Annotated in this window: 27 protein-coding genes; 14 read left to right on the top strand and 13 right to left on the bottom strand. The window is 57.5% G+C overall.

Going from position 1 to position 22,769, the window contains the following annotated elements; genetic code table 11:
• Nucleotides 1-103: 103 nt before the first annotated feature.
• From QQL64_RS17435 to QQL64_RS17450, 4 genes are read right to left on the bottom strand one after another with little or no spacing between them, the layout of a single operon-like run.
• Nucleotides 104-520 (bottom strand): DUF6632 domain-containing protein, encoded by a 417-nt coding sequence (locus tag QQL64_RS17435; RefSeq protein WP_284401910.1) that lies wholly within the window; start codon nucleotides 518-520, stop codon nucleotides 104-106.
• Between the two features lie 48 nt (nucleotides 521-568).
• Complete coding sequence (locus QQL64_RS17440; protein WP_284401911.1) at nucleotides 569-1,087, bottom strand: PLDc N-terminal domain-containing protein; 519 nt, start codon at nucleotides 1,085-1,087, stop codon at nucleotides 569-571.
• Nucleotides 1,084-1,581, bottom strand: a complete 498-nt coding sequence (locus QQL64_RS17445) for a hypothetical protein (RefSeq protein ID WP_284401913.1) — start codon at nucleotides 1,579-1,581, stop codon at nucleotides 1,084-1,086. Before QQL64_RS17445 ends, QQL64_RS17440 begins: the two co-directional genes overlap by 4 nt.
• Nucleotides 1,578-2,132, bottom strand: coding sequence for an RNA polymerase sigma factor (locus QQL64_RS17450; RefSeq protein WP_284401915.1), 555 nt, complete (start codon nucleotides 2,130-2,132; stop codon nucleotides 1,578-1,580). Before QQL64_RS17450 ends, QQL64_RS17445 begins: the two co-directional genes overlap by 4 nt.
• A 998-nt stretch (nucleotides 2,133-3,130) precedes the next feature.
• Between QQL64_RS17450 and QQL64_RS17455 the strand changes: the two genes are divergently transcribed.
• Nucleotides 3,131-3,625 carry a hypothetical protein gene (locus QQL64_RS17455; protein ID WP_284402244.1) on the top strand — a complete coding sequence of 165 codons (495 nt, stop codon included), beginning with the start codon at nucleotides 3,131-3,133 and terminating at the stop codon, nucleotides 3,623-3,625.
• Between the two features lie 241 nt (nucleotides 3,626-3,866).
• Here the strand turns inward: QQL64_RS17455 and QQL64_RS17460 are convergent, their stop codons facing one another.
• Both QQL64_RS17460 and QQL64_RS17465 read right to left on the bottom strand, forming a co-directional pair.
• Nucleotides 3,867-4,079 carry a hypothetical protein gene (locus tag QQL64_RS17460; protein WP_284401917.1) on the bottom strand — a complete coding sequence of 71 codons (213 nt, stop codon included), beginning with the start codon at nucleotides 4,077-4,079 and terminating at the stop codon, nucleotides 3,867-3,869.
• 443 nt (nucleotides 4,080-4,522) lie between these two features.
• On the bottom strand, nucleotides 4,523-5,509 hold the full coding sequence (locus QQL64_RS17465; RefSeq protein ID WP_284401919.1) for a phytanoyl-CoA dioxygenase family protein: 987 nt from the start codon (nucleotides 5,507-5,509) through the stop codon (nucleotides 4,523-4,525).
• A gap of 365 nt (nucleotides 5,510-5,874) precedes the next feature.
• Between QQL64_RS17465 and QQL64_RS17470 the strand changes: the two genes are divergently transcribed.
• The gene (locus tag QQL64_RS17470; RefSeq protein WP_284401921.1) at nucleotides 5,875-6,432 is read left to right on the top strand and encodes a lipocalin-like domain-containing protein; all 558 of its coding nucleotides are present in this window, start codon (nucleotides 5,875-5,877) and stop codon (nucleotides 6,430-6,432) included.
• Between the two features lie 172 nt (nucleotides 6,433-6,604).
• Here the strand turns inward: QQL64_RS17470 and QQL64_RS17475 are convergent, their stop codons facing one another.
• Entirely contained in the window at nucleotides 6,605-7,780 is a 1,176-nt protein-coding gene (locus QQL64_RS17475) for a hypothetical protein (protein WP_284401924.1), read from the bottom strand.
• Nucleotides 7,781-8,677: 897 nt separating this feature from the next.
• Here QQL64_RS17475 and QQL64_RS17480 point away from each other — a divergent pair.
• The 6 genes from QQL64_RS17480 to QQL64_RS17505 all read left to right on the top strand — a co-directional run bounded on the left by QQL64_RS17480 (nucleotide 8,678) and on the right by QQL64_RS17505 (nucleotide 13,377).
• Nucleotides 8,678-9,394, top strand: a complete 717-nt coding sequence (locus QQL64_RS17480; protein WP_284402246.1) for a DUF4124 domain-containing protein — start codon at nucleotides 8,678-8,680, stop codon at nucleotides 9,392-9,394.
• Nucleotides 9,395-9,841: 447 nt separating this feature from the next.
• Nucleotides 9,842-11,266 (top strand): serine hydrolase domain-containing protein, encoded by a 1,425-nt coding sequence (locus QQL64_RS17485; RefSeq protein WP_284401926.1) that lies wholly within the window; start codon nucleotides 9,842-9,844, stop codon nucleotides 11,264-11,266.
• 79 nt (nucleotides 11,267-11,345) lie between these two features.
• Nucleotides 11,346-11,714, top strand: a complete 369-nt coding sequence (locus tag QQL64_RS17490; RefSeq protein WP_284401928.1) for a DUF6249 domain-containing protein — start codon at nucleotides 11,346-11,348, stop codon at nucleotides 11,712-11,714.
• A complete protein-coding gene (locus tag QQL64_RS17495; protein ID WP_284401930.1) occupies nucleotides 11,707-12,276 on the top strand; it encodes an RNA polymerase sigma factor in 570 nt (189 codons plus the stop codon). Before QQL64_RS17490 ends, QQL64_RS17495 begins: the two co-directional genes overlap by 8 nt.
• Complete coding sequence (locus QQL64_RS17500; protein WP_284401931.1) at nucleotides 12,273-12,596, top strand: DUF5056 domain-containing protein; 324 nt, start codon at nucleotides 12,273-12,275, stop codon at nucleotides 12,594-12,596. The genes QQL64_RS17495 and QQL64_RS17500 overlap by 4 nt, the downstream gene beginning before the upstream one ends.
• Nucleotides 12,597-12,843: 247 nt before the next feature.
• Nucleotides 12,844-13,377, top strand: coding sequence for a dihydrofolate reductase family protein (locus tag QQL64_RS17505; RefSeq protein ID WP_284401933.1), 534 nt, complete (start codon nucleotides 12,844-12,846; stop codon nucleotides 13,375-13,377).
• A gap of 93 nt (nucleotides 13,378-13,470) precedes the next feature.
• Here QQL64_RS17505 and QQL64_RS17510 read toward each other — a convergent pair whose 3' ends face one another.
• Nucleotides 13,471-14,457 (bottom strand): alpha/beta fold hydrolase, encoded by a 987-nt coding sequence (locus tag QQL64_RS17510; protein ID WP_284401934.1) that lies wholly within the window; start codon nucleotides 14,455-14,457, stop codon nucleotides 13,471-13,473.
• A 248-nt stretch (nucleotides 14,458-14,705) separates the two neighbouring features.
• Nucleotides 14,706-15,710 (bottom strand): NAD(P)H-binding protein, encoded by a 1,005-nt coding sequence (locus tag QQL64_RS17515; protein WP_284401936.1) that lies wholly within the window; start codon nucleotides 15,708-15,710, stop codon nucleotides 14,706-14,708.
• 98 nt (nucleotides 15,711-15,808) lie between these two features.
• On the opposite strand from QQL64_RS17515, the gene QQL64_RS17520 reads away from it, so the two are divergent.
• Nucleotides 15,809-16,414, top strand: a complete 606-nt coding sequence (locus QQL64_RS17520) for a TetR/AcrR family transcriptional regulator (protein WP_284401938.1) — start codon at nucleotides 15,809-15,811, stop codon at nucleotides 16,412-16,414.
• 112 nt (nucleotides 16,415-16,526) lie between these two features.
• Here QQL64_RS17520 and QQL64_RS17525 read toward each other — a convergent pair whose 3' ends face one another.
• The 4 genes from QQL64_RS17525 to QQL64_RS17540 all read right to left on the bottom strand — a co-directional run bounded on the left by QQL64_RS17525 (nucleotide 16,527) and on the right by QQL64_RS17540 (nucleotide 18,991).
• A complete protein-coding gene (locus QQL64_RS17525) occupies nucleotides 16,527-16,892 on the bottom strand; it encodes a nuclear transport factor 2 family protein (RefSeq protein ID WP_284401940.1) in 366 nt (121 codons plus the stop codon).
• A 119-nt stretch (nucleotides 16,893-17,011) separates the two neighbouring features.
• Complete coding sequence (locus QQL64_RS17530; RefSeq protein WP_284401942.1) at nucleotides 17,012-17,644, bottom strand: glutathione S-transferase family protein; 633 nt, start codon at nucleotides 17,642-17,644, stop codon at nucleotides 17,012-17,014.
• 56 nt (nucleotides 17,645-17,700) lie between these two features.
• Nucleotides 17,701-18,138 carry a DoxX family protein gene (locus QQL64_RS17535; RefSeq protein ID WP_284401944.1) on the bottom strand — a complete coding sequence of 146 codons (438 nt, stop codon included), beginning with the start codon at nucleotides 18,136-18,138 and terminating at the stop codon, nucleotides 17,701-17,703.
• 97 nt (nucleotides 18,139-18,235) lie between these two features.
• Nucleotides 18,236-18,991, bottom strand: a complete 756-nt coding sequence (locus tag QQL64_RS17540; RefSeq protein WP_284401946.1) for an SDR family oxidoreductase — start codon at nucleotides 18,989-18,991, stop codon at nucleotides 18,236-18,238.
• A 104-nt stretch (nucleotides 18,992-19,095) separates the two neighbouring features.
• Here QQL64_RS17540 and QQL64_RS17545 point away from each other — a divergent pair, with 104 nt between their 5' ends.
• The 5 genes from QQL64_RS17545 to QQL64_RS17565 all read left to right on the top strand — a co-directional run bounded on the left by QQL64_RS17545 (nucleotide 19,096) and on the right by QQL64_RS17565 (nucleotide 22,740).
• Complete coding sequence (locus QQL64_RS17545; protein WP_284401947.1) at nucleotides 19,096-20,049, top strand: LysR family transcriptional regulator; 954 nt, start codon at nucleotides 19,096-19,098, stop codon at nucleotides 20,047-20,049.
• Between the two features lie 300 nt (nucleotides 20,050-20,349).
• A complete protein-coding gene (locus QQL64_RS17550) occupies nucleotides 20,350-20,748 on the top strand; it encodes an ArsR/SmtB family transcription factor (RefSeq protein WP_284401949.1) in 399 nt (132 codons plus the stop codon).
• A complete protein-coding gene (locus tag QQL64_RS17555) occupies nucleotides 20,726-21,226 on the top strand; it encodes an SRPBCC family protein (RefSeq protein WP_284401951.1) in 501 nt (166 codons plus the stop codon). Before QQL64_RS17550 ends, QQL64_RS17555 begins: the two co-directional genes overlap by 23 nt.
• A 121-nt stretch (nucleotides 21,227-21,347) precedes the next feature.
• Nucleotides 21,348-22,202 (top strand): alpha/beta fold hydrolase, encoded by an 855-nt coding sequence (locus tag QQL64_RS17560; protein WP_284401953.1) that lies wholly within the window; start codon nucleotides 21,348-21,350, stop codon nucleotides 22,200-22,202.
• A gap of 127 nt (nucleotides 22,203-22,329) precedes the next feature.
• Nucleotides 22,330-22,740 carry a hemerythrin domain-containing protein gene (locus QQL64_RS17565; protein WP_284401955.1) on the top strand — a complete coding sequence of 137 codons (411 nt, stop codon included), beginning with the start codon at nucleotides 22,330-22,332 and terminating at the stop codon, nucleotides 22,738-22,740.
• Nucleotides 22,741-22,769: the final 29 nt, after the last annotated feature.

Raw genomic sequence — 22,769 nt, forward strand, 5'->3', positions numbered from 1 at the left:
GCGAGTTTGTCCGTCCAGCGAGGGCGTCACGGCATGACCCACAGCCGGTTACTCGGCTGAGGTGTCTTGTATCTCGGTACACGCACGGCCCTGGAAGGTTCCTCTAGCGTTCGGCAATACGCGGCTCACTGATAGGCGCGCCGGCCGGTGATGCTTGTTTTGCCGGGAAGAGTGCAAGCAGCGTGACTCCAATCACGACAAACATCACGATGTCCTGGGGACTATCCTTCCTGTGCATCCCATGCGCCAAGGCCTCCGCCGATTGGATGGTCATCGTGAACGCGTGGGCAAGGCTTGACCAAGCCCCATAGGCGATCATGGAGCGATGCTTCGCCGGGTGCTTGACGGCCAGCAACAGAAAAATCCCAAGCACCGTGTTAAGGCTCAGGAACATCGGCATGACATCGCTATGCCCCAGCCATTTGGAGTGCCACAGTTCGTCAAAGAGCAAGTAGCCCCAAAAGGAATAAAGCAAGCCCACCACCACCAACACGACCTGCAAGGCGCGTTCACGCTTCATACCATCCTCCGTTTTGTGCGATGAATGGATACGACAACGCGTGCAAAATTAGGCTTCATGCCCCTTTTCGCGAGTGTCAGCTGCAATGCGTCCGATGCTGGAGCCCTGCGAGCACCCGCAGTGCGAACAGAATGCTTCTCCTCCTCGAATAGGCTTGCCACAGGAACTGCAAGGCTTAAGGAGCGGTCCTCGGAACAGAAAATAAAGGACGAATCCAATCAAATTGGGTATGAGGAAAGCGGCAATCACCCAGGCCCAAGCAGGCAGCTGACGCCTTTTTGCGTCTCCATAGATGTATCCGAGGGCAAGGAAAAAAGCTGCGGTGAAGACGCCAAACGTCAAGCCAAACCAAAGCGCGTCCGGCAGGCTACTGAGAAATCCTTTGAAAGCCAGGAAGGAACGGCCCTGGCTGGAAGCAAAATAGGCTACCCACATCGGGATGGCCAATGCTGCGATGACCATTGCAGACCTGGGTAGAATCTTTCTTGTTGCGGCTCTCAACAAGATAGCCGCAACGACAAGCCCGACCAAGAACGCTATCAAAAGCACCGCTGATTGCTGTGTCATGCAACACCTCTCTTCTCACCAGGCGCCGCGAACATCCATAAGGCCGAGCAAAAAGATGGCAGCAGCCAAAAGACGAGAACGCCTACCTGGAGTTGAGCATTGTCGAAATACATAGGGGTCGCCAGGAGCTTGGCCACCTGATACACGAGTGCCGATCCCACAATGGACATCGAGAGCGCAACAGCGAATGCAGCCCAGATCTTGAATCGCATGTTGTGCTGTCGCATTGCGTCGGGATGGTGCGCAAGAACCTCATGGACCTGTTCCGCCTGCGGCCTCAGGGCTGCCAGAATCCTGGCATTGAGAGTTGGATTTACCTCGAAGGAAAAACCGCTGAGGCCCGCGATAACCCGTTTGCTGGCGCTGAGATACTCCTTGCATGGAGTGCAAGTGGAGAGATGCTCTCGAAGAGATTGTTCTTTCTCCGCGGAGATGGCGCCCACCAGACTCTCGTCGATCATGCGTTGGAAACTTTCGTGGTGGTCGATATTCATGCTGTTTCTCCCTCGAACTGCGGCCGCAGCGTTGCCAATCCTCGATAAATTCGGGAAGCCACGGTAGAGACCGGCGCTCCTACGATCACAGATATCTCCTGTAGAGATAAATCTTCTTGAAAACGCAATACGAGGGCTTCGCGATAGACGGGCTCTAGAGTTTGCAGCGAGTGAGCAAGCCGCTCGGCATCTTGTGTCCGTGCTGCAAGCATGTATGGCGAAGGCTCACCGGAAGCAGACGATGAGCGAATACCATCCCCCTCATTTGAGTCCAGACTGAACATCGGTCGCTTACGCATGGCATCGAAAGCAATATTGCGTGCCACCCTGAAGAGCCATGGTTCAAAGCGGGAGTGCCCGTCGTAGGATGCACCTCGCTCCAGAACTCGGAGCCACGTCTCTTGCACGAAGTCGTCAACTCCATCGCGTCTGCCCAACAGGGAGACGAGATAACGAACAAGCCGGAATTGGTATTGCTCGATCAGCGTTTTAAGGACAACGACATCTCTCTGGCGCAACCCAAGCGCGATTCGTTGCGTATCGCTTTCCATGAACGCCCTCGAAGTCAGCTCATAATCGAACATACGACGGGTATACGGACCATGGACCCGAAATTACGAAAAGTAGAACTAGCGGCTATTGGAAACCCGAAACTCGCTTCTGGACTAGTGGTTATCGATTGATTTCGCGTAACTCTATTGACTCAACACCTCGTTAACCACCCGCCGGAAAGGTGGCCTACTGGCCGCGCCGTGGGCCGGCCAAACTATGGTTTAAGGCGTGGCCAATCTATGGTTTCATTAAAAAGGGATCAGAGCACTTTTCTAGCTCACACGTCCCGTACTGCGAGAACAATGCAAGGTGACGTGACGGTCGTGCATCAGCTCAGGCATCCACGCCATCACGCCAGACGAATCACTGCTACACGTCCACCATTTCGCTCCTGGTAATCCAGCCATCGCCGATTTTTATAAAGCGCATATGCGCTGCTTCGGTGGAGCCTGCACTTATTCCGCTATTCGGTTTGCCGCAGGCACGCGATCATGGTTCGTCGGCCTTCACGGCATTTCTACATAGTTGCGTGATAGCTTCAAACGGCTATCGGGGAATTCGGGAATTCATTTGGGTCGGCCAGGAACGGCCAATTCGCTGCACGTCATGGCCGTCGGTGTTGGCGGCGTCCCTTGGGTGTTTCTATTGGTTGGCAAACTCTCTGGCTTCGTGCTGGTGCGTTTCATCGTGCTGTTTATCAGCAATCGAACGCGAGTTCGATAGACGGTGAGTTGCGCACCCATGTTGTCGCCCGCATGGCCGATTGGCTTTTTTTTGTGAGTCGCATGGGTGAAGCACCATCGATGATTCGGTGAGGGTGCGAACCTTAGTTAATAGGATGAAAGAGATAGCCAGTGTGCTGTGCTTTTGATTACTCGAATGTCATCGAAATAAAGGCCTTCAGCTGTATCACTTCAACAAGGAAGGAATCCATATGCGCTTTAAAAATCATCGTTTAGGTTACCTGCTGGCGTGCAGTGCGTTGTCGCTGACCGCCATGTCTTATACGTGCACTGCATTCGCGACACCGGTCACTGGAACGGCAAAGGTCCACCTGACCCACGTGTTCGCGACGCTGCAGACCGGGCAGCCTGACCAGAAGCCGGAGGATATCGCCGCCTGCCGCAAGCAGGTATCGTCCGTGAACTCTCGGTACCTGGGTATTCCCGTCAACACGCGCTATTCGATCGATGTACAAGCGTTGATGATGAGCGCATCGTCGATGCTGCCGTCTCCGCACGCTACAAAGCCGGTAATGCTCACGATCAAACTCGCACCACTGGGCATTGCGGGGCAGTACGCGTTCGGCGCGTTCCGTCCTAGTGCGCTGCCGAACAATTATGTGTTGTTCTCGATCGGCACCGATTTCAAGGGCGCCAAATCCTCGATCCTGGTTCTCAATGAGGGTAAGGCTTTCAACTGCCTGGTCAGCAGTGATGCATCGCCGTTCAACGGTGGCTTGAGCGAAAAGCTCGGGGTTGATCAGAAATAAGGCACAGGCACGCAGGTATGCTTCAATGGTACCCGTGAGGACTTGGCGCGCTGTGCTTTTGCATAGCGCACCATCTCCTCACAGCTTTTTTGTGATCGCGCTAATGTGAGGAGCGCGTCGTTGGCTAGCGGCCACCGCACACCGAGGCGTCAACCCACATCGACCTTCGGACTTATCCGAAAAAGCCGGCACACTGTTCTCACTCAATGTGCCGGAAGGCCATCACACGGACACGCGCGGTTTATCCACCCAGCTCAGGGGTCAGCGTGTCGACGTAGTGATGCAGGAAGTAGATGGCGGCGTTTAGGCCGTTGAGCTGTACTGGATTGAGCGGCAAAAAACCGCCGCTTTCGCCGCTTTTCTGCTCTCGCTTGAAGGCGCTGTGCTTCTCCAAGATGCCTTCAATCACCGCCACGGCAAGTGCGGTGCCGGCCATGCGTGAAGCGTTGGTCAACCGCCTTTCCCGCTCCAAACTCAGTGGAAAGAGCGTGCCGTCGACCGATGAAGTGGATTTCGATTTCGGTTCGTTGCGAACCAAAAGGCGAGCGTGTGCCGTATGATCCCTGAAGGCCATGATCAACTCTCTATTAGTTGGTTGTGGTTTAGCGGGTCGTGGGAGTTACCGCTCTCGCGACCCGCGCTTCTCCAAGCATTGCTGCATGGGTCATCGGCGATTACACATTTACAAAGCGCGCCGGTGACTGTGTGACGCTAACAAGCCGCGTCACGGCTGTATGTAGGATTTGTATAGCGCGTGTTGTGCGTGTGGTTTAGTGTCGTCCGCTGGTGTACGTACGACAACAAACGGGCATCTTCACCCCGTTAAAGCCACGACGTCAGTGCTCGGCACCATGGCAAGTCTTCACCTGCGTGCTGTCGCTAGCGAAGCCACCGCAATCAAGACTTCCATTCCTCGGTGTAGGCAAAGCGCGTGGGTCGCAGCGACATGTATTGCACGACGCGTGGTCGTTGTGCGCGGTTCGGACTGCTGCCATGCGGCAGCAGGTGATGCCAGATGATCATGTCGCCGCGCTTTGCGGCAACCGGCTTCATCGTCAAGGTGTGCCTCGCATGATTTTGCATAGTGACACCTGCGGGAACGCTTTTTAGCCACTGCTTCACCGTGCGATGAAAGCCCGGCACGCAGCTGAATGCCCCCTGGTCTTCAGCAACGTCGGCGAGATACAGGATGCCCTGCAAGTCAAAGCAGTGCGGCTCGGCGAGCGTAGCGTCCCAGTGCAAATGCGGTCCGGGAAACCGCCAGTTGTCGCGCTCCGGCGGATTGAATCCGCCTTGGTCGATGGTTACCCAAAGATCTTCGCGCCCCCACAGTTGGGCATGGGCTTTATGAATACGTGGCGCGCGACGATTGGCTACTAGCGCTGGATGTCGCAGTAGCGGCACCCAGATGGAATGGCCCAGCGCTTCGCGATACCAGGATTTCGGGTCGTCGCGGTCCATTCCTAAAAAATCGTAGACGGCCATCTCTGCGATTTCCGCCGCTTCCGCGCTGATCGCGTTGCGCAGGATGACGTAGCCATGCTCGTGCCAGTGTGCAAGGTCGTCCGCACTCAGGCCTTCGACGTGGTCGAGATTGCCGACTTCGGCGCCAACGGTCTCGCCTGCGAGTGCACGCCGCAAGCGATTGAGCGAGGCTTCGTTCAGTTCGCCGCCATTGCGCTCCCATATCCAGGCTTCGAATTGCGCATAGCTGGGTTGCTGGTGGTGCAAATAACGCAGGGTTTCCAGCACATTAAGACGCAAGCCAGCCAGCAACGTCTTCACGACGTCCTGCGGTAGTGGCGCAACAGATCCCGGCGCGCACTCGCAAGCCCAGTAAGTATGCAACTCCTCGATACCAAGACTTGTCCCCGTCTCGATCATCCGTGCTCCTCACACCTTCAAAAATAATGGCAACGTCCGCTTCGCGTCGAAAGCGGGCCTTAAACGCCTGGGCTGATCGCGGACACTCGCGCCATTACTGATGCCCCCTGCAATCATCTTACGCCAACATCTGTTCTCGAAAACGAACGCCGCAGCGTTTCCCACGACAGGGTTGTGTTTACGTTCTTGCAGTAAGCGGCTGCTTTACTGCAGCAAGCGGTGTGTGTAGGCCTCGCCCGCGCACATACACTGTCTGTGCCACATCACCACAGACCATCCATGACGTTGATCTGCCTGCTTAGTTCGCATCCTGCACAGCACCCGTCCTGTGCATTTCATCATCCAAACGTAGCTAGGAGTTACCCATGAAAAACGTCAATTCCGTTGTGCTTGCCCTGTGTCTGGTTCTCGGTGCCGACGGCGTCTTTGCGCAAGACAGCGGGATGGCCAAGGACACGATGCACAACGTAAGCGCCAGTGATCACGCCATGGTGCCGAAGGAACTGATTGGCGCCTGGACGCTTGTCCGCTGCGACAATGTTTACCCCGACGGCCACCGCGTAGAGCTATACGGCCCTAACCCGGAAGGTATGTGGCTTATCGATGCCCAAGGTGATTACATGATGCAGATTGTGCGGGCGAAGCGAATGCCATTCGCGGCGAACGACAAGTCCAAGGGAACGGCAGACGAATACCGCGCTGCGTCCATGGATAGCAATGCCCACTACGGTCACATCAGCGCCGACGCGAATGCTATACACAGTCAGATCGTGCACGCATCGTTCCCAAACTGGGATGGCAGGAACGGAGACTCGGGTTACACCATTAACGGCGATGAATTGACCTATCGCGTGGCCAAGCCGTCGAGCGGTGCGGCCGAAGGTGCCCATGGCGAAGTCGTGTGGCGACGCGTTCACTCCTAAGAGCGTGCATCGAAGTCGCATAGGCTCAATCGGGGTCAGGTTGGCTTCAAAAGTCCAACCCGACCCCGGTTTTGACGATCAACCCGAGAAGGAAAATCCCGTTACGTTCACTTCCATGTTGTGTGCGCAAGGTGCGCTGACTTCCCCTCTCGATAGAGCACACCATTCTTGATCAGGTGCCCGGTACGGCGACCCAAGCTGAGCAACCATCCGCGTTACATGCCCTCACCGCCGCTGGATATGTCAGCTCTTTGATGCCACCCGGATAATGAATTTCATAAGCGAAGTACTGCAGGGCAGTACCACTGTAATTTATCTGCCCGGTTCCGCGGTTTTCGACTTGATAGTAGGCTGCCCCGGCGACGGCATTCCATTCGGCATATACATACGTCCATGCCGCGGATTGTGGTACCGCCACCGTTCTTACATTGGTCGGTACAGTCGGCGTCAATGGCAACGTGCCATCTTTAATTTGCAAGCCTATAGACGTGTACGCCTGCAGCAGCGTCGGCAGCCCACTCACTCCTGTCGTGCTTGGATTCGCCCAAAGGAAGGGCATAAGCAGAATGACGGATTGGTCGAACTCGGCAGCAGAAAACATCACCGACGGCGTATCTGGCGTGTTATCGACGATGCCCCCCTCCGCGGCCTGAGGTACCAGGATGGTCCGCTGTGTACTGAGGTTTACATAGCCTTCAAACTGGTCAAAAGCAGAAATATAAGCACTGTCCTTGAGGGAGTATTCATCCATGCCGACCCAGTTGAACAGTTGGATGCCATGGGCGGCGCGTGCGTAGCCGCTGCTGAAAATCGCCGCAATCGGGAAGTTGGTGGTATTGGCGTTGTTGTGAATGGTGTTTATCGCATTGACCAGGGCCGGGTTAGCGGCACCGTTTACGTCGCCGAGACCGCAGCCATCGGGTTCGTCCACCGGATAGAACGCCGCCACTGTGCTGGCGCTTGGATTATTGGGAACCAGGTAACCGTTAGCGATAAGCTGATTAACGAATGTCGCAAACGTCGACGAGGACGTCGACAAGGTTCCATAGGGACAGCCCACGCCTGGCGCTGTATTTGTAAATAGAAACGGACCTACTCCAACGATCGCTTTAATGCCGTATTGCTTGTCCGTAGCAAGCTCCGCCAAGATGTCCGATGTTGCTTGGTTAACATCACTGACATAAACGCCAACAAACGTGATGTTTGTGTGGTTGTAGTTCGCGCTTACATAACCATTGTTTGCGAAGTAACCAAAGTATTGGAGATGTTGCTGGGCGGCGGCGGGCAGAGCCGCTGTCATGGTCGCAAGGGCACATGCTGTCAGTGCCGTAAGTTTTCTCATCACCATATCATTTCCTTTTGAGTACAGTCAGAGTGAAGGTTCGTTCTTTCGATATCCTGGCGAATCAGCGGGGTTCTTTGCTGACTGCCTAGACCTGGTTGTCATCAGTGATTTTTAAGTTCGCAGCGCACCTCTGGCTGCAAGCGTGCTGAGCCGATGCACTTTTAAGTGCGGCAAAGAGAAACGTGCGATCCCCTGATCCCATCGACACCGAGACGTACCGTATAGCAACTTACATGATTAGAAATGACGATCAGGTACCGATTTGTGGCATTTAGCAGAGCACTTTGATGCAAAACGTATAGCCGTCCAGCGTAAAGAGATCGCATTCATTCTTTACCCATGATCGCAGTCAGCAATTCGCGGATACATCGCCTTGATGGCGCTGAATTTGAATAATGCGATCCAAGCTGTGCACGCAGCTCCCTACTCTGCGCACCGCACATCTTACGAAATCCATTCCCTTCCCCTGTGACACAATTTTTACGGCGACAGGATCATTGGTAGCGTCCGAGAGCGTCCCTATTCCTGCAATTTATCCCAAGCATGTTGTACGTATGTAGCGAATTTTCTTGTAGGCCTTTCCCTACAAATCAATAGACGCTATCGGGTGTCAACGGAATCGGCGGCGCATCAATGGGAGCAATTGGCTCTTATGAAGTTGCGTTGGAAATGGATTTTCTAGAGAGACCCTCCCTGACAAGGTAGCGCCGCCGCTTTAACTCCCGCGTCGAATGTCCGCTTTCGATCCAAAACGGACCTTCGCATTCACAGATCCAACATTGGCTTTTACGTAGTCACCTTCGCGCCTTTTAGGTGGCACATTGCCAGCAAGGTATTTTCATCTGTAGAGTTGCGTGACGCAGAACTCAGGGGGAGCAGATGCGCCGGTATCTATTTGTGATGCTGAGCTTGTTGACGATCACAGCTCACGGGCAAGCGATTTATAAATGCGCTCAGAAGGATGGGACCACGGCCTTTCAGGACAGCCCATGTCCTGGCGCGCCTAATGCGCCGCCCATGTCGCTGTCCAATCCAGACGCCGCCGCGCCGCCGGCCCGTTCATACGGAAGCACGCCAACGGCTGGCACAGCCACTGGCCGGCTAAGTCCGCAACAGGCCCGGGCGTTAATCGATCAATTTATGCATGCGCATCAAGTCGACTCCGCGATGGCGGTAGCTAGACGATATGGGCAGATGGACTATTTTTCGCAACGCAATGTCCAAGGCTCGCAATCGCCAACGTTGCCATCCCAACCACCGGGCGCATTGCAGCCACAAGGCGACCTATCGCCGCAGCAACGAGCGCAGTTGAAACAAGAGTTGGATGCTCTACAGACATCTCTGCAAACGCTTTCTGCGAAGAACGCTGCACCTGCACCACCAGGCCTACCGTCCGATGCTCACCAGTTGCCATGGACATTGGTGTTTATGACCAATGCGGATGGATCAGTCTCGCCGCGTGGCCCCGTTCGCTATAACGGTGTCTCGTTCAGCGGACCTACTGAGAAGTTCACGCATCAAGCGCTGTTCGCAGGCGTCGATCTCACTTCGATGCAGGGCCGTGGCTTGTGGGCCCATTTTGAAGGTCGCGTTCTCGTTATCGACAAGTTTCAATAACGACTGCGCTTGAATGTGCATGAAGGCCTCGAATGAACTCGGGGCCTTTTTCATTCTGCATTTAAGGTCCGCTTTCGACCCAAAGCGGACGCTTTCGAACCGCGACAAAATTTCCTAATCGCGATTAGGGGTCGCTGTCGAAGCTAAGGACGAGAGATTCGTTCCAAGCGTCGCCCTGCTTGATGATGGCACTCGGACGCTGACCTGCTGCAGGGCCGCCTCGGAAAGATGAAAGGGCTAACGCGCCTTTTCTCTAAAACCAACTCAGCTGAATCCAATCAGTGGGGTTGCTGCATCTAAGGGATTAAGACCGCCATGTCGGCCGGTAACCCACAGAGAGCATCTTCCGTGATTAACCGCATCTCCGTCGTTCGAGCCACCACTCACGCGCTCCGACTCGCCCCCTTATGCGCATCCCTTTCCCTGTTTTGCGCCGCGACTCCTTGCATGGCCACTGCGCCTGCAAACACACATCTGCCCGATACACCGGTTGGCCACCTCGCCGGCGAGCTGATCCAACATGCCAATAACGACAGCCCTGCGCAGATCACGCAATGGGTGCCTCATGTTCTATCGGCATCCATGGCTTCCGACGACAAAGGGGCATTTGTCACGGACCTGGCTTCGGCGGCACGCGACAGCGGCGGCCTGGACGTGTTCGATGTACGCACCGACCCGCACCAGCCGGGGCTGCTCGAAGTTGCCGTCAAGGGACGTCGCAACGCACAGGCCGCGCTGTTCTGGCTGACCGCTGAGCCAGCGCATCCGGATCGGCTTGCGCAAGCGATGCTAGTCCCGATGGACAATCCGCTTTATGACGGCTGGCCCAAGAGTTCGGTATCGCATGCGGAGATGGGAAAACAGATACACGCCGTGCTGGATCGACTGGTAAGCGTGTCGGACTTCTCCGGTTGCGTGACCGTTTTCGATGGCGGCGAGACCGTGTTCGACGAATGCCGTGGCCTAGCCGATCGCAACTTCAACGTGCCGATCGATCACCAGACGAAGTTCCACGTCGGCTCGATCGGCAAAATGTTCACCGCGGTCGCCATCGCGCAACTGGTCGAGGCCGGTAAGCTGTCGTGGAACGACACGCTGGCGAAGCTTGTTCCGGAATATCCCGATCAGGTGGCAGCGAAGAAGATCACCGTGTGGGAACTCCTGCACCATACGTCGGGCTTGGGCGATTTCATGGTGCCGGACTATTTCGAGCATTCCGAACGCTACGTCAACCCGGTGGACTATCTGGGGCTGATCGCCCGTCAGCCCAGGGTGGGCGAGCCGGGCAACGGGTTGAGTTACAGCAACGCCGGTTACGTGCTGCTCGGTCGCATCGTCGAAAACGTCTCCGGCGAAAGTTACTTCGACTATATCCAGCACCACGTCTTCGAACCCGCGCAGATGATATCCAGCGGCTTCGACAGCGAGGACGAGATCGTGCCTGGGCTTGCGGTCGGCTACTACCATGACGATGGGGTGTTCTCCCGTACGTGGAAGGCAAACTGGGTGCTGGGCGTCTACAAGGGCAGTCCTGCAGGCGGCGGTTATTCCACCAATGCCGACCTGTTGCGGTTCGCCGAAGCCTTGCACGGAGGCAAGCTGGTCAAGCCCACAACGCTGGCGAAGATGTTCGACGGCGAAGTGCCGAACGACGGCCCCGGTGCCATTGGAGCCGGAATCGACGAACGGCTCTCGCACGGTCGCCACATCCGTGGTCATCAGGGCGGCATCGAAGGCACGACGGCAAACCTGGAGATGGTTTGGGAAACCGGTGCGGTCGTGGCTCTGACCAGCAACGAAGGGCCGTCGCAACACTGGTTGCTGGCCGAGGAGATTGCCGACTTGCTCGCCGCCGAAGGCACAAAAAACTGAGTTCCGGAAACGGAAGGCGCGTCACTCCATCATCTGTTACTAAAGCCGTCCGGCTCGATACACCCTCTGGAGCAAGACCATGGATTACTTTTTGATTCCCCTCGTCGTGATGTCGGCCCCTGTGTTCATCATCTTGATCGTGCTGCGCTACAGCTACCGGCGGACACAGGCGCGTTACAACACGTTGCTGCAGCTGGCCGACAAGGGCGTAGCACTGACGCCGGAAGTGTTGCTTGAACCGCGCGTGGTCTATTGCGAGCGGCGCAGGGCGTTGGTGCTGATCGGTGGCGGTCTGGGACTGATAGCGATGTTTCTGGCATTGCCAGGCCAGCTTGATAACGGGCTGGGCATCGATCGGTTATGGGGTATCGGCCTGTTGCCGTTAATGACGGGTTTGGGTTACCTCGCCAGCTGGTGGTTGAACCGACGCGGAGATGTGCGTGGCTGATAGCGCCGCCGAGGCGCGCATCGATCAGGCCCTGGTAGCACGCGTGCAACTGGACGGTGACCGTCGTGCATTCGAGCAACTGGTACGCCGGCACCAAGGCTTGGTGCGAGCACAACTGCGTCGGCTGCTACACGGCGATGACGCCGCGGCGGACGATATGGCGCAGGAAACCTTTATGCTGGCCTGGCGAAACCTAGATCAGTTCCGCGGTGAGGCGCGGTTTTCCAGCTGGCTCTATCGCATTGCCTATACCTGTTTCCTGCAGGCGCGCCGATCTCCCGTGCGGCACGACGGTGTCGACGATGGGGTGCTGGAACAGTTACAGGGTCCAATACACGCGATTGACCTACAACTCGACCTGGAGCACGCCATGCAGCGGTTGTCCGTAGCCGAGCAGGTAGTGCTGCTGCATTGTGTGCAGATGGGCGTCAGCCACGAAGAGGCTGCGTATGTGCTGGCGATGCCGCTCGGCACAGTGAAGACTCACGCGATGCGCGGCAAGGCAAAGTTGAAGACGTGGCTGGCGGATTGGCGCGATACGAGCACCGAGGAAATATCATGAACGAATCGCACGACGACACCATCGAAGCGCTGTTGCGCCAGCAATTCGACGGACCCGTTGCCGACGACGGTTTCAGCGATCGCGTCATGCAGCATCTGCCAACGCGTCGCCGCCGAGCCTCATGGCCATTGTGGATGGGTACGCTGTTGGGGATAGCGGCATGCTGGATCTGCATAGACAGTGTGCCGCTGCTTCATGCCGGCTGGCGTGATTGGTTGGCCGGAGAACCATCCATGTCTGCCATTGGCATGTGGGTGATGATGGCTGCCATGTCGTTGCTGGCATTGATGTGGAGCATGGCGGAAAGCAGCAATCGCTGACATCCAGAACGTGGAGTAGCACGATGGGAAGGAGTTATCGCGATGGGCGGCACACTCCCGCACATGTCCGCTATCGAGCCAAAGCAGGCCTTCACGGGGTTTGCGCGTCAAGCTCAACAACGGGAAGCAAAATTTTTCTGGGCAGCTCGTCGAGTTCCGGTTTCGCCATTCGTCGTCGTAGTGAATAGACAGGTTCTAAGGCACTCGCACCACGACTATCCTGAAGACTCACGAGTGGAGATTTGCCATGGCGAAGCTTGTGTTCGGATTGATGCAGTCCCTGGATGGCTATGTCGACCACCAGGCATTAGGGCCTCCTGATCCGTCGGCCTTTCACCACTTCATAGAGCACGTGCGCAACCTGACGGGCATGGTGTACGGACGCCGCACGTACGAGATCATGCGTTATTGGGACGGGGATCAACCTGGTTGGGACACGGGGGATCACGACTTCGCGGCGGTGTGGCGAAGCAAACCGAAATGGGTCGTGTCGCGCTCGCTGACATCAGTCGGCCCCAACGCCATCCTTGTAGCCGGTGACATCGAGGCGGCGATACGGGGACTGAAGGCCGAGCGCTCCGGGGAGATCGATGTCGCCGGCCCAGATCTGGCGCGAAGCCTGACCGACCTTGGCCTCATCGATGAGTATCGGCTCTACCTCCGCCCTGTCGTGCTGGGTCACGGCACGCCATTCTTCGCGGGTCCTCGCCCGCCGCTCCGCCTGGTGGCCAGCGATCTGATCGGCGAGGACATGATTAGGTTGACGTACGTTCCTGCTTAATGGCGCGACGCGCCCGACGGACGACGTCGATGCAATACCCGTAGGCTGCGTGAGCGGAAGGCCCACGGGTACCGGCTACTCGAACGAACCCGTCTACACCGCCCAAAGCTTGCGCACTTCTTCCGTGATAACGTCCGGAAACTCCTCCGGGAAAAACAGCTTTGCTCCTTCAATGCGACGCACGCCATGTGAACGCGGCAGTGCATTGTCGAGGTAAGCAGCATCGTTCTGCGAAAAAATGGTGTCGCCGGTGCCCCAGACAATGCGCGCAGGTACTTGGATCTGCTTGAGCAACGCTTCTGTGCCGGCCAGCGGATTCGGGGCGAGGCCAATAGCGTAAGCGTTGGTCAACGCCTTGCGCTGCGGCGATTCGACCAGAGGACCGAGATACATGTCGATGGTTTCGTCGGCAAGCCGCTCCGGATAAGTAAAGGTCATGCCGCCGAGGCCTTTGTCCGAACGCGCCAGGTTCTTGTCGGCGACCCATGGGGCGAGCCATTCGTCCGCAAATCGACCCTTCTTTGCCAATTCGATGACCGGAACCACGGCCGGTGGCGGACAGTTATTTTCCACGTCGCAGTTGGTGAGGAGCACCGTGCGAACGCGATCAGGATGACGCGTAAGGAAGAGCTGCGCGACCGCACCGCCACTGTCATTGGCGACGAGATCGACGTCGCGTATAGAAAGCTCGTCCAATAGTGCCGCGAGCATCTGAACCTGAGTGGCAGGCGTTATGTTCACACCTGCGGCTACTTGGGTGTAACCCAGACCGAGTGAATCGGGTGCGATACAACGACGATAAGGTGACAGGCGATCCAGCGCGCCACGCCACTGAAAGCTGTTGAGCGGAAAGCCGTGGAGGAATAGCGCCGCCTGCCCGCTGCCGCGATCCGCATAGGCGATATTGCCAAAGCGCGTGCCGGCAAAACGCCGTGATGCGTTCCAAGCGTTGGCTTCCTCGCGCAAACCGGTCGATCCAGAGGCCATCGTGTTACGCGTGCCAACACGGGATGTACAGCTGGCAACCGCGCCAGCGGCCAATGCACTTACGCTCAAACCGAGAAATTGTCTGCGCAGCATCTAAATGTCCTTGTAGGGCGGTGCTCAAAAAACGGTAATGATTAACTGCAAGCGGGGTCCCCAGCAATAATATTCTAAGCCGTGCATTCACGGCGCTGGATGCGTTACTCCACAATTTTTGCGCCAGTCCATCTCGCGGTCCTCGAAAATTTCATGCGCAAAAATTGTGTACGGCCTGCATCGCCAGCAAGTAGGCACCGGGTCCGTAGTTGATGCGAGCGACGAATGATTGGACTGGGCGTTGTGCATCAAGTCGCACTCAGCTCGAACATCAAATGTTCGGACCCGACGGAGCGAAGGAAGTCTGCGGCATCGAATGCCTCCCCAAGGCTGAGTGCACCGCTTCGAGCGAAAGAGGGTTCGAGCATGCGTGCGGCCGCCTCGACAACAAGCGGTGCCGTAACGGCGTAGATGTCTTGCCCCTGCGCCGCAGCGCGACGTATGCCCGCACTATCGTGCGCGATCACCTCGATGGCGAATGTCTGAGCAGATCGCCCATGCGCATCGACAGCCACCGGCTGGGGTGTCGCCTCGGCACGCACTTCATTGAGCGACGAGGTATTGAGATATGCGCGCAGATTTCGCACGTGCAGGTGGCGCGAGATCGTAATGATCTCGCTGAAGGGCATTTCTTCCATTTCCTGCACACCGTGCGCCGAATCGAAAGTCCATTCCGTCTTCGTTGTAGGAACCGTCATTGGCACCAAACTGCCGTTTTTGACAACTACGCGCGGTACGTGATTGCGCTCGCCGGTTTTTCGAGTTCCCTTGGTCGGCCACCAATGATCGAGTGCGATAGCGACCGTCATGTCGTCGACAGAGTGTTGGCCGACCAATGTGCTGGCGAGAAGATCGGCTAGACCGCCATAAAACCCAGCCGCAGGGATGATGGTCACTCCCCTTGCGCGCGCACGCTCGTGGTAGAGCTCAAATGTCGAAAGTGCGCTGGCTTGTTCAGCCGTCACATCCACATAGGCACTCCCCACTCGCAAAGCGGCCTCGATGATGGGGGACGCCGTATCCAGGAATGGGCCGGCGCAGTTGATCACCACGGCGCAGTCAGCGAACGCCTCATCCAGGGCCGCCGCATCATCAAGGGCCGCGATGCGCGCCGTCACGCCCGCTGGGACGCGTGGCATGTCGCGCCCCACGGCAATCACGGGCAGGCGGCGACGCAAAAGTTCAGCGATGACGAAGGCTCCGGTGTGACCCGTCGCACCATAGACAGCTACAAACTCTTTGTTTTTGCTCATCTTAGTATCCTTGTCTTGACGATACAGACCTGTCTGTTCTTCAAACGCTACAGAAAGGTCTGTATCATGTCAACAACAAGGTTAATCAGGTGCCCGCGATGACTGTCCGTTCGCCGACGCAAAACTTAGACACCCGGACTACCGAATCGGTGGCAGTGCGCGAACGGATTCTGGAATGCGCATCGAACCTTTTTTACCGGCAAGGCGTGCGCGCTGTTGGTGTTGACCTAGTGGTTGCACAGGCAGGCGTCGCAAAAACTAGCCTGTATCGACACTTCCGCACGAAAGACGATCTCATCGTTGCGTTCTTGGAGCGCGAGGACGTCGACTTCTGGGCGACATGGGATGCTGTCGCGGCTCAACACACGAATGACCCAGCCGGCGAACTAGACGCACATATGCGCTGGATCGGGGAGCGTCTGTCGCGTTCGAACTATCGGGGTTGTCCGCAGATCAACGTCGCTGCCGAATTCCCCGAACAGGACCATCCGGCGAGACATGTGGCTCGCGCGCATATGCACGGGCTCCGATCACGCTTGGGTGCAATCGCAGAGCGACTCGATGTGGCACAACCCGATGTTCTGGCGGCGCAACTGGCGTTGTTGGTGAATGGCGCATTCGTCAGTTCAGAACTTCTTACAACTGACGATGCGACGCAGATTCTGCTGACAGCCGCTCATGCGCTTGTCGAGGCTGCGCAATAAGCGAAGTACGTGTCTTTTTGTTAGCAGCACGATCATGTAATAGATCAACCCGCGACCCGGAACTCCCCAATCCGGGACAACAAGATGCTGCGTGCTTCCTTCAGCGGCAGTGTCATGCCGGGTTTGAATCAAGGAACACGTAGAGCGCCGCGATCTTCTCGTCGCGAACGATGATCACATCCCAACCTGTGTAGTCGGGCGACTCGCCGCGCGGGCCAGAACCCCACGCCAGGCGGCCGGCGTTGTGAAGAGCCTGCGGTTTGCTGTGCGGTGTGTAGACGAAGTGCGGGTGCGTCGCGCGAAGGTCGCCGGCAAATTTGTCGAGAGCCTCGTGCCCGATCAGCACACCCATGGGGGTGTAAACCGCACTGTCTTCGGTATAGAGCTCCTTGATCGACGCACGACGACGCGTCGCGTCACCTTCGCCAAAAACTTCTTGAAGATTGCGATGAAGCAGTTCATCGATGCGACTACTCATGACACTTCTCCTAAATCATTGACTGTGGACCGGATGGCGGTCATTGGGTGTGGAAAACTTTTTCGCACTTCCGCTTCGTATTGAAGCTACGTCAGGAAGCTGGTTCGTGTGACGTTGCGCTATTGAGCGAGCGCCATGGTCTTTGCGATGGCTGTAACGACTGCAGGTCGTGCGGAGATGTCGTCATACCAACGCCTAACGGACGGAAACTTTTCTAGCGACGCACCGATCGCCTGGTGTCGCCAGATCCAACCGAAATGGGCGATGTCCGCGATGCTGTATGTGTCTCCCGCAACGTATAGGCGATGCTCAAGGTTGTGATTGATCACACTCAGCACCCGATCAACCTCTGCTGAAGCGCGTGCCTGGGCCTCGGGTTGTGGCGAAGACTGCATCGCGACTTGAAATGCTTGTAGAAATGCTGGACTCAACCCGGATGCGTGAAAGAAGAGTTGTTCGAAAACCTTCCCTCGGTGGGCAGCATCCTTCGGCAAGAGTTGTCCGGTCTTCTCTGCGAGGTAGACAAGAATCGCGGAGGATTCGCTGAGTACCACGTCGCCTTCTGCGAGCGCGGGAGAACGGTCGATAAGAACGGGCACTTTTGCGTTGGGATTCATCGCCCGGAAGGCTTCGGTCTTCTGCTCACCTTGACGCAGATTGACCGGAACGAGTCGATAATCCAGCTTCATCTCTTCCAGCGCGATCGGAACTTTGACGCTGTTGGGCGTAGCGAATGCGAGAACTTCTAACATGATCATTCCTTATTTTGATCGCGGCTGGAGCGACCTTCGCCGCTCCAGCCGATATGTCAGGACCGACGGCCATCGAGACTCACGCGGCCGCCACCGAAAGCGATCACGTGCAGCAGACCGCCCGCTATCGCAACGTTCTTGAAGAAATGGATGAACTGGTTCTGGTCGCCGAAGTGGTTGTGGAAGAACGCGGCGGTTGCCAGCGTGAACACGAACATCACGCTCGCGACGATGCGAGTGCGGTAGCCGAGCAGCAGCGTGATGCCACCGACGATCTCGGTAAACGCGGCAAGACCGAACGCGATCGACGGCAACGGCAATCCGACGGACTGGATGTAACCAATCGTCATCGCCGGTGCGGCGAGTTTCGAAAACCCGGCAAGGAGGAAGAGTGTGCTGATCAGCACGCGGCCTACGGCCGGAACGATCGTGGTGACAGCGCTGGGAATGGTCGAGGGGGCGACCGTGGTTTGTGCATACGTCTGGTTGTTCATGGGAATGTCCTTGGTGGTTGATCGCCTATGGCGACGTTTGAGGTGTGTCGAACTGCGTGGCCGGTTCGAATGCTCCCGGCCACTCCATGCGTTTTCGTTAGATCTGAGCCTGTCCGCCGTCGACGAAGAGTTCGGTACCGGCGACGAAGCTCGAGTCGGAGGAAGCGAGGAAGACGGCGGCGCCTGCCACTTCGTCGGGATCACCCACCCGCCCGAGCGGAATCGTTGAAGCCATGTAGTCGAGCAGGCCCTGCTGTTGCGCGGCGTCGGGGCCGGCAAGATCGACGAGGCCAGGTGTCTTGATCGGGCCCGGGCTGATGACGTTGACGCGGATGCCGCGAGCTTTGAGGTCGAGCGTCCAGCTTCGTGCAAAGTTGCGCACGGCCGCCTTCGAGGCGCTGTAGACGCTGAAGGCGGGTGTGCCTTTGATGCTGACGTTGGAAGCCGTGAGGATCACCGACGCACCATCGACCAGCAGCGGCAGTGCTTTCTGCACGGTGAAGATCACGCCCTTCACGTTGCGGCCGAACGTGTCGTCAAACTGTTCTTCCGTGATGGATCCCAAAGGCAGCATCGAGCCGCCGCCAGCATTGACGAACAGCACGTCGATGCGACCCGCCTCGGTCTTCACACGCTCGTAGAGGCGATTGAGATCGCTGAGGTTGGCGGAGTCGGCCTTGATCCCCGTGGCCTTCGGACCGATCGCCGTAACGGCGGCATCGAGTTCGGCCTGGCGGCGGCCGGTGACAAAGACCTGCGCACCTTCGATGGCAAAACGCTTGGCGGTGGCGAGGCCGATGCCGGCAGTGCCACCGGTCACGACGGCGATTTTTCCTTCCAGTTTGCGAACCATGATGTGTCTCCGGGATGAGGTGGTGTGGTGCGACGAGACAAATCTATGGCGTCGTGCTACTTTTCGAAATAGCAATGAATGAAAACTACCGTTGCAGGATTGTTATGTCGAAGCTACCGGATTTCGAAGGGCTCGCGATGTTCGGCAAGGTCGCCGAAGAAGGTTCGTTCGCTGCGGCGGCAACCGCCATGGGCGTCTCGGTCGCGACGGTTTCCCGCGCCGTTACCCGTCTTGAAGAGCGACTGGGAGGCCGATTGTTCAATCGCACCTCCCGACGACTTGCGCTCACGGACTATGGCCGCTCGCTCGCCGAGCGCGCTGCAAAAATTTATGCCGATGCCGAGGAGGCAGAGGATGTCGCACGCGAGACTTCAAGCCGTCCGCGTGGTCTCGTAAAGCTCGCGGCACCGCTTTCGTTTGGCACTCGCTGGGTCGCGCCATTGTTGCCCGAGTTTTTTCGGACCTATCCGGATATCTCCGTCGATCTTCATCTCGCGGACGCGCAAGCCGATCTGATTGGCGAAGGCTTTGACGCCGCTCTTCGCATCGCCATCATGGAAGACTCGTCACTCGTCGCACGTCTCATTGCACCCGTGCGTCGGTTTGTCGTCGCATCGCCGGCCTATCTGTCTCGCTATGGTCGCCCCCAGCACCCACATGATCTTGGCGCCCATCAATGCCTGACCTACGTCAACAGGAACAAGCGCGACGTATGGCGCTTTACTCACAAAAACGGTGAGGAATGCACCGTCACACCCACCGGCGTGTTGCGAGCAACGAGTTTGGAAGGATTACTTCCCACCGTGCTTGCCGGACTTGCCATCACTGAACTTCCCGAGTTTGCCGCTACGCCGTATTTCCGAGACCAGCAGCTGGAACCCGTTTTGATCGATTGGCGCTTGCCCGAAGGCGGTCTGTATTTCGTAACACCCACGGCCCGTGCACGGCCGGCGAAGGTCAGTGCGTTGGCCGATTTCTTCATTTCAAAGCTAGCCGCGGCAGAGTGGAGAGCAGAGACGGTTACGAACCAGAAATCACCTAACCGCCGCAGAACGTGATGTTGAGCTTCTTCAAAATCTGTAGCGCGCGAAGTCTCATCGCGTCCATCCGAAGCAGACCTTAGTAGCGGTCATTTGCGGGCGCCAGTAATAACTAAACAACGTTTCGGTCGGGTCTGAACACGGCGCGGGTGCTGACGCTCGCAGATTGCGGCAATTGCCGCTATGGGTTAATAGCGGACACTCGCAAAGGAAGCTGCCCAACTCTACAAACTGGACGTGACTGTGGCTGGGCATGCGCAGTTTAGGTTCGGAACAGCAGAGGAGCTACGCGCGATTTGCGCCCGCGGGGTCATCCGCTTGCAAATCACCCATGTGCGCTTTACAGTGAACCATATGGTTCACTATCAAACCCGCCTCGACACAACGTTCGCCGCGCTCTCCGATGTCACCCGACGCGGCGTGCTGGAGCAGCTTGGGGGTTCAGACGCCTCAATTACCGACCTTGCCCAAAGGTTTCACATGACCCTCACGGGCATGAAGAAGCACGTCAGCGTCTTGGAGCAAGCGGGGCTCGTGATCACGGAGAAGGTCGGGCGCGTACGAACCTGCAAGCTCGGACTGCGCCTGCTGGAAGAAGAGGCCGCTTGGATCGAGCAGCACCGCCAACTCTGGAGCGCGCGTTTCGACGCGCTGGACAAGATTGTTGAGGACTTGAACCGCAAGGAGAAGGCAAATGCCAGAAGTAAAAGAAGGTAGTTCCGCCGCCATGAATCGCACCGTTGTGCAGCGCAAGTCCGACCGCGAACTCGTCGTGACGCGAACATTCAATGCCCCGGCGCACATCGTCTTCGAAGCATGGAGCAAACCCGAATTGTTCAAGCAGTGGTGGGTTCCGAAGTCGGTAGGCATGTCGCTGCTCTCGTGCGATATGGATATTCGCACCGGGGGCAAGTATCGCCTCGTGTTCAGCCATCCGGCCTTCGATCAACCGATGGCGTTCTTCGGCACGTACAGAGAAGTAACGCCGCACAAGCGTCTCGTATGGACGAACGAAGATAGCGATCAGGGCGCCGTGACCACGGTGACCTTCGAAGAAAATGCCGGCAAGACGCTGGTCACCTTTCACGAACTCTACCCCACAGAGGCGGCCCTCGAGGAAGCCCTCGCCGGTTCGGCGGAAGGCCTGCCCGAACAGTTCGCGCAACTGGATGAGTTGCTCGCACGCAGATCGTGACCGCACCGTGGCGACCGGCGCATGGAAAGGATGGCGATGAAACACACGATCACTGGCCGCGCTGGCCAATTCGGCGCCGCGTGAGGACGATATGCTCAGACGCGATTTCCTGAAGACTGCCATGGCGACCGCAGTGCTGACTGCGGTCCTTCCTGTTCAAGCCAAGGAGACTCTCGCCATATCGAATGAGCATTTTGCCGACGTCAATGGCCAGCATTTCTTTTACAGCGTGCATGGCGCCGGCAAGCCGCTCATTCTTCTCCACGGTGGCATCGACCCAGACAGCTTCGGAAACAATCTGGCCGAACTGGCCAAGGGCAGGCAGGTGATCGCCGTCCATCTCCAGGCACATGGGCGCACGCCAGACACCAACAGGCCACTGCGCAGTGAAACGATGGGCGACGACATTGCCGCGCTGATCGGCCATCTGAACCTCCGCAAGGCCGACGTCATGGGCTACTCGCTGGGCTCCACCGTCGCGCTGCAGACCACTATCCGCCATCCGGACGTGGTCGACCGGCTCGTGCTCGTGTCCGCGGCAATGAGGCAGGACGGCTTTTATCCGGAGGGGGTGGCGGCCTTCAAACAGTTGGAGGCTAACGCTGCCACGTTCGGCCCTGGCGTCAAGGCATCGCCGTTAGGGAAGGCCTATCCCGATGTCGATTGGACCAACCTCTTCAGGAAGGTCGGTGACCTGACCAAACGCCCCTTCGACTGGAGCACCGACGTCGCCAAGCTTCAGGCACGCACACTGCTGGTCTATGCCGACGCTGACGCTATTCGGCCCGAACACATGGTCGAGTTCTGGAAGGCGCTGGGAGGCGGCCAGCGCGATGCCGGAATCGATGGCTCCCTGCGGCCCGCAAACGAGCTCGCCATCTTGCCGAACACCACCCACTACACGATCCCCGTTGAGCCGATGCTGCCGGAGATCGTCGAACGCTTCCTCGGCGCTGCATCGAAGGCAGTAGGTTAGGGACCTGCGAAGCGCTCGCGGAGCTATCAGGGCGCGGGTCTGCAGTCATTCGCTCGACAGCCTTCCCTCAAGTCCCCTGCACTTCCCGCCGATAGCTTCCAGGGCTCAACCGGAGGCATGGAGGGATATGAATATCGAACACTTCAAACGCGAACACGTGGAATTGCTGGCCTCGGTCACTAAGCTGCGTGAACTCGTGCAATCCGGCGTACAGGAGCATGCACAGGCCATCCTTGGCCAACTCATCGCCATGAGTGCAGTCATCAAATTGCACCTGGCTGCCGAAGACCGCGTGTTATATCCGGCACTTCTACAGGCCACAGACCCGCAGATTGCGCAGACCGGCAAACGGTTTCAGGACGAAATGGGCGATTTGGCGCAGGTCTACGCCGCCTTCGCCTCGCGCTGGAACCTGGCAACAAAAATCGGCCAGGATCCGGACGGTTTTCGCCGCGATGCGAATGACGTGTTCAAGGCGCTGCATTTGCGCGTGCAGCGCGAGAACCGGGAGCTGTACCCGTTGGCTGAGCAGATCTAGGCTGCTTTCGGCTGGGTCAGCCTCCATCG

Source organism: Dyella lipolytica, from assembly GCF_030160075.1.
In the GTDB taxonomy this organism is placed as follows: domain Bacteria; phylum Pseudomonadota; class Gammaproteobacteria; order Xanthomonadales; family Rhodanobacteraceae; genus Dyella_B; species Dyella_B lipolytica.

Coding starts and splice junctions, on each gene's coding strand:
- QQL64_RS17435 (WP_284401910.1), bottom strand. CDS start 520: ATGAAGCGTGAACGCGCCTTGCAGGTCGTGTTGGTGGTGGTGGGCTTG.
- QQL64_RS17490 (WP_284401928.1), top strand. CDS start 11,346: ATGGATTACTTTTTGATTCCCCTCGTCGTGATGTCGGCCCCTGTGTTC.
- QQL64_RS17530 (WP_284401942.1), bottom strand. CDS start 17,644: ATGTTAGAAGTTCTCGCATTCGCTACGCCCAACAGCGTCAAAGTTCCG.
- QQL64_RS17455 (WP_284402244.1), top strand. CDS start 3,131: ATGTCTTATACGTGCACTGCATTCGCGACACCGGTCACTGGAACGGCA.
- QQL64_RS17560 (WP_284401953.1), top strand. CDS start 21,348: ATGGCGACCGCAGTGCTGACTGCGGTCCTTCCTGTTCAAGCCAAGGAG.
- QQL64_RS17520 (WP_284401938.1), top strand. CDS start 15,809: ATGACTGTCCGTTCGCCGACGCAAAACTTAGACACCCGGACTACCGAA.
- QQL64_RS17545 (WP_284401947.1), top strand. CDS start 19,096: ATGTCGAAGCTACCGGATTTCGAAGGGCTCGCGATGTTCGGCAAGGTC.
- QQL64_RS17480 (WP_284402246.1), top strand. CDS start 8,678: ATGCTGAGCTTGTTGACGATCACAGCTCACGGGCAAGCGATTTATAAA.
- QQL64_RS17475 (WP_284401924.1), bottom strand. CDS start 7,780: ATGGTGATGAGAAAACTTACGGCACTGACAGCATGTGCCCTTGCGACC.
- QQL64_RS17515 (WP_284401936.1), bottom strand. CDS start 15,710: ATGAGCAAAAACAAAGAGTTTGTAGCTGTCTATGGTGCGACGGGTCAC.
- QQL64_RS17445 (WP_284401913.1), bottom strand. CDS start 1,581: ATGAATATCGACCACCACGAAAGTTTCCAACGCATGATCGACGAGAGT.
- QQL64_RS17555 (WP_284401951.1), top strand. CDS start 20,726: ATGCCAGAAGTAAAAGAAGGTAGTTCCGCCGCCATGAATCGCACCGTT.
- QQL64_RS17565 (WP_284401955.1), top strand. CDS start 22,330: ATGAATATCGAACACTTCAAACGCGAACACGTGGAATTGCTGGCCTCG.
- QQL64_RS17540 (WP_284401946.1), bottom strand. CDS start 18,991: ATGGTTCGCAAACTGGAAGGAAAAATCGCCGTCGTGACCGGTGGCACT.
- QQL64_RS17485 (WP_284401926.1), top strand. CDS start 9,842: ATGGCCACTGCGCCTGCAAACACACATCTGCCCGATACACCGGTTGGC.
- QQL64_RS17440 (WP_284401911.1), bottom strand. CDS start 1,087: ATGACACAGCAATCAGCGGTGCTTTTGATAGCGTTCTTGGTCGGGCTT.
- QQL64_RS17525 (WP_284401940.1), bottom strand. CDS start 16,892: ATGAGTAGTCGCATCGATGAACTGCTTCATCGCAATCTTCAAGAAGTT.
- QQL64_RS17470 (WP_284401921.1), top strand. CDS start 5,875: ATGAAAAACGTCAATTCCGTTGTGCTTGCCCTGTGTCTGGTTCTCGGT.
- QQL64_RS17505 (WP_284401933.1), top strand. CDS start 12,844: ATGGCGAAGCTTGTGTTCGGATTGATGCAGTCCCTGGATGGCTATGTC.
- QQL64_RS17465 (WP_284401919.1), bottom strand. CDS start 5,509: ATGATCGAGACGGGGACAAGTCTTGGTATCGAGGAGTTGCATACTTAC.
- QQL64_RS17510 (WP_284401934.1), bottom strand. CDS start 14,457: ATGCTGCGCAGACAATTTCTCGGTTTGAGCGTAAGTGCATTGGCCGCT.
- QQL64_RS17535 (WP_284401944.1), bottom strand. CDS start 18,138: ATGAACAACCAGACGTATGCACAAACCACGGTCGCCCCCTCGACCATT.
- QQL64_RS17450 (WP_284401915.1), bottom strand. CDS start 2,132: ATGGAAAGCGATACGCAACGAATCGCGCTTGGGTTGCGCCAGAGAGAT.
- QQL64_RS17500 (WP_284401931.1), top strand. CDS start 12,273: ATGAACGAATCGCACGACGACACCATCGAAGCGCTGTTGCGCCAGCAA.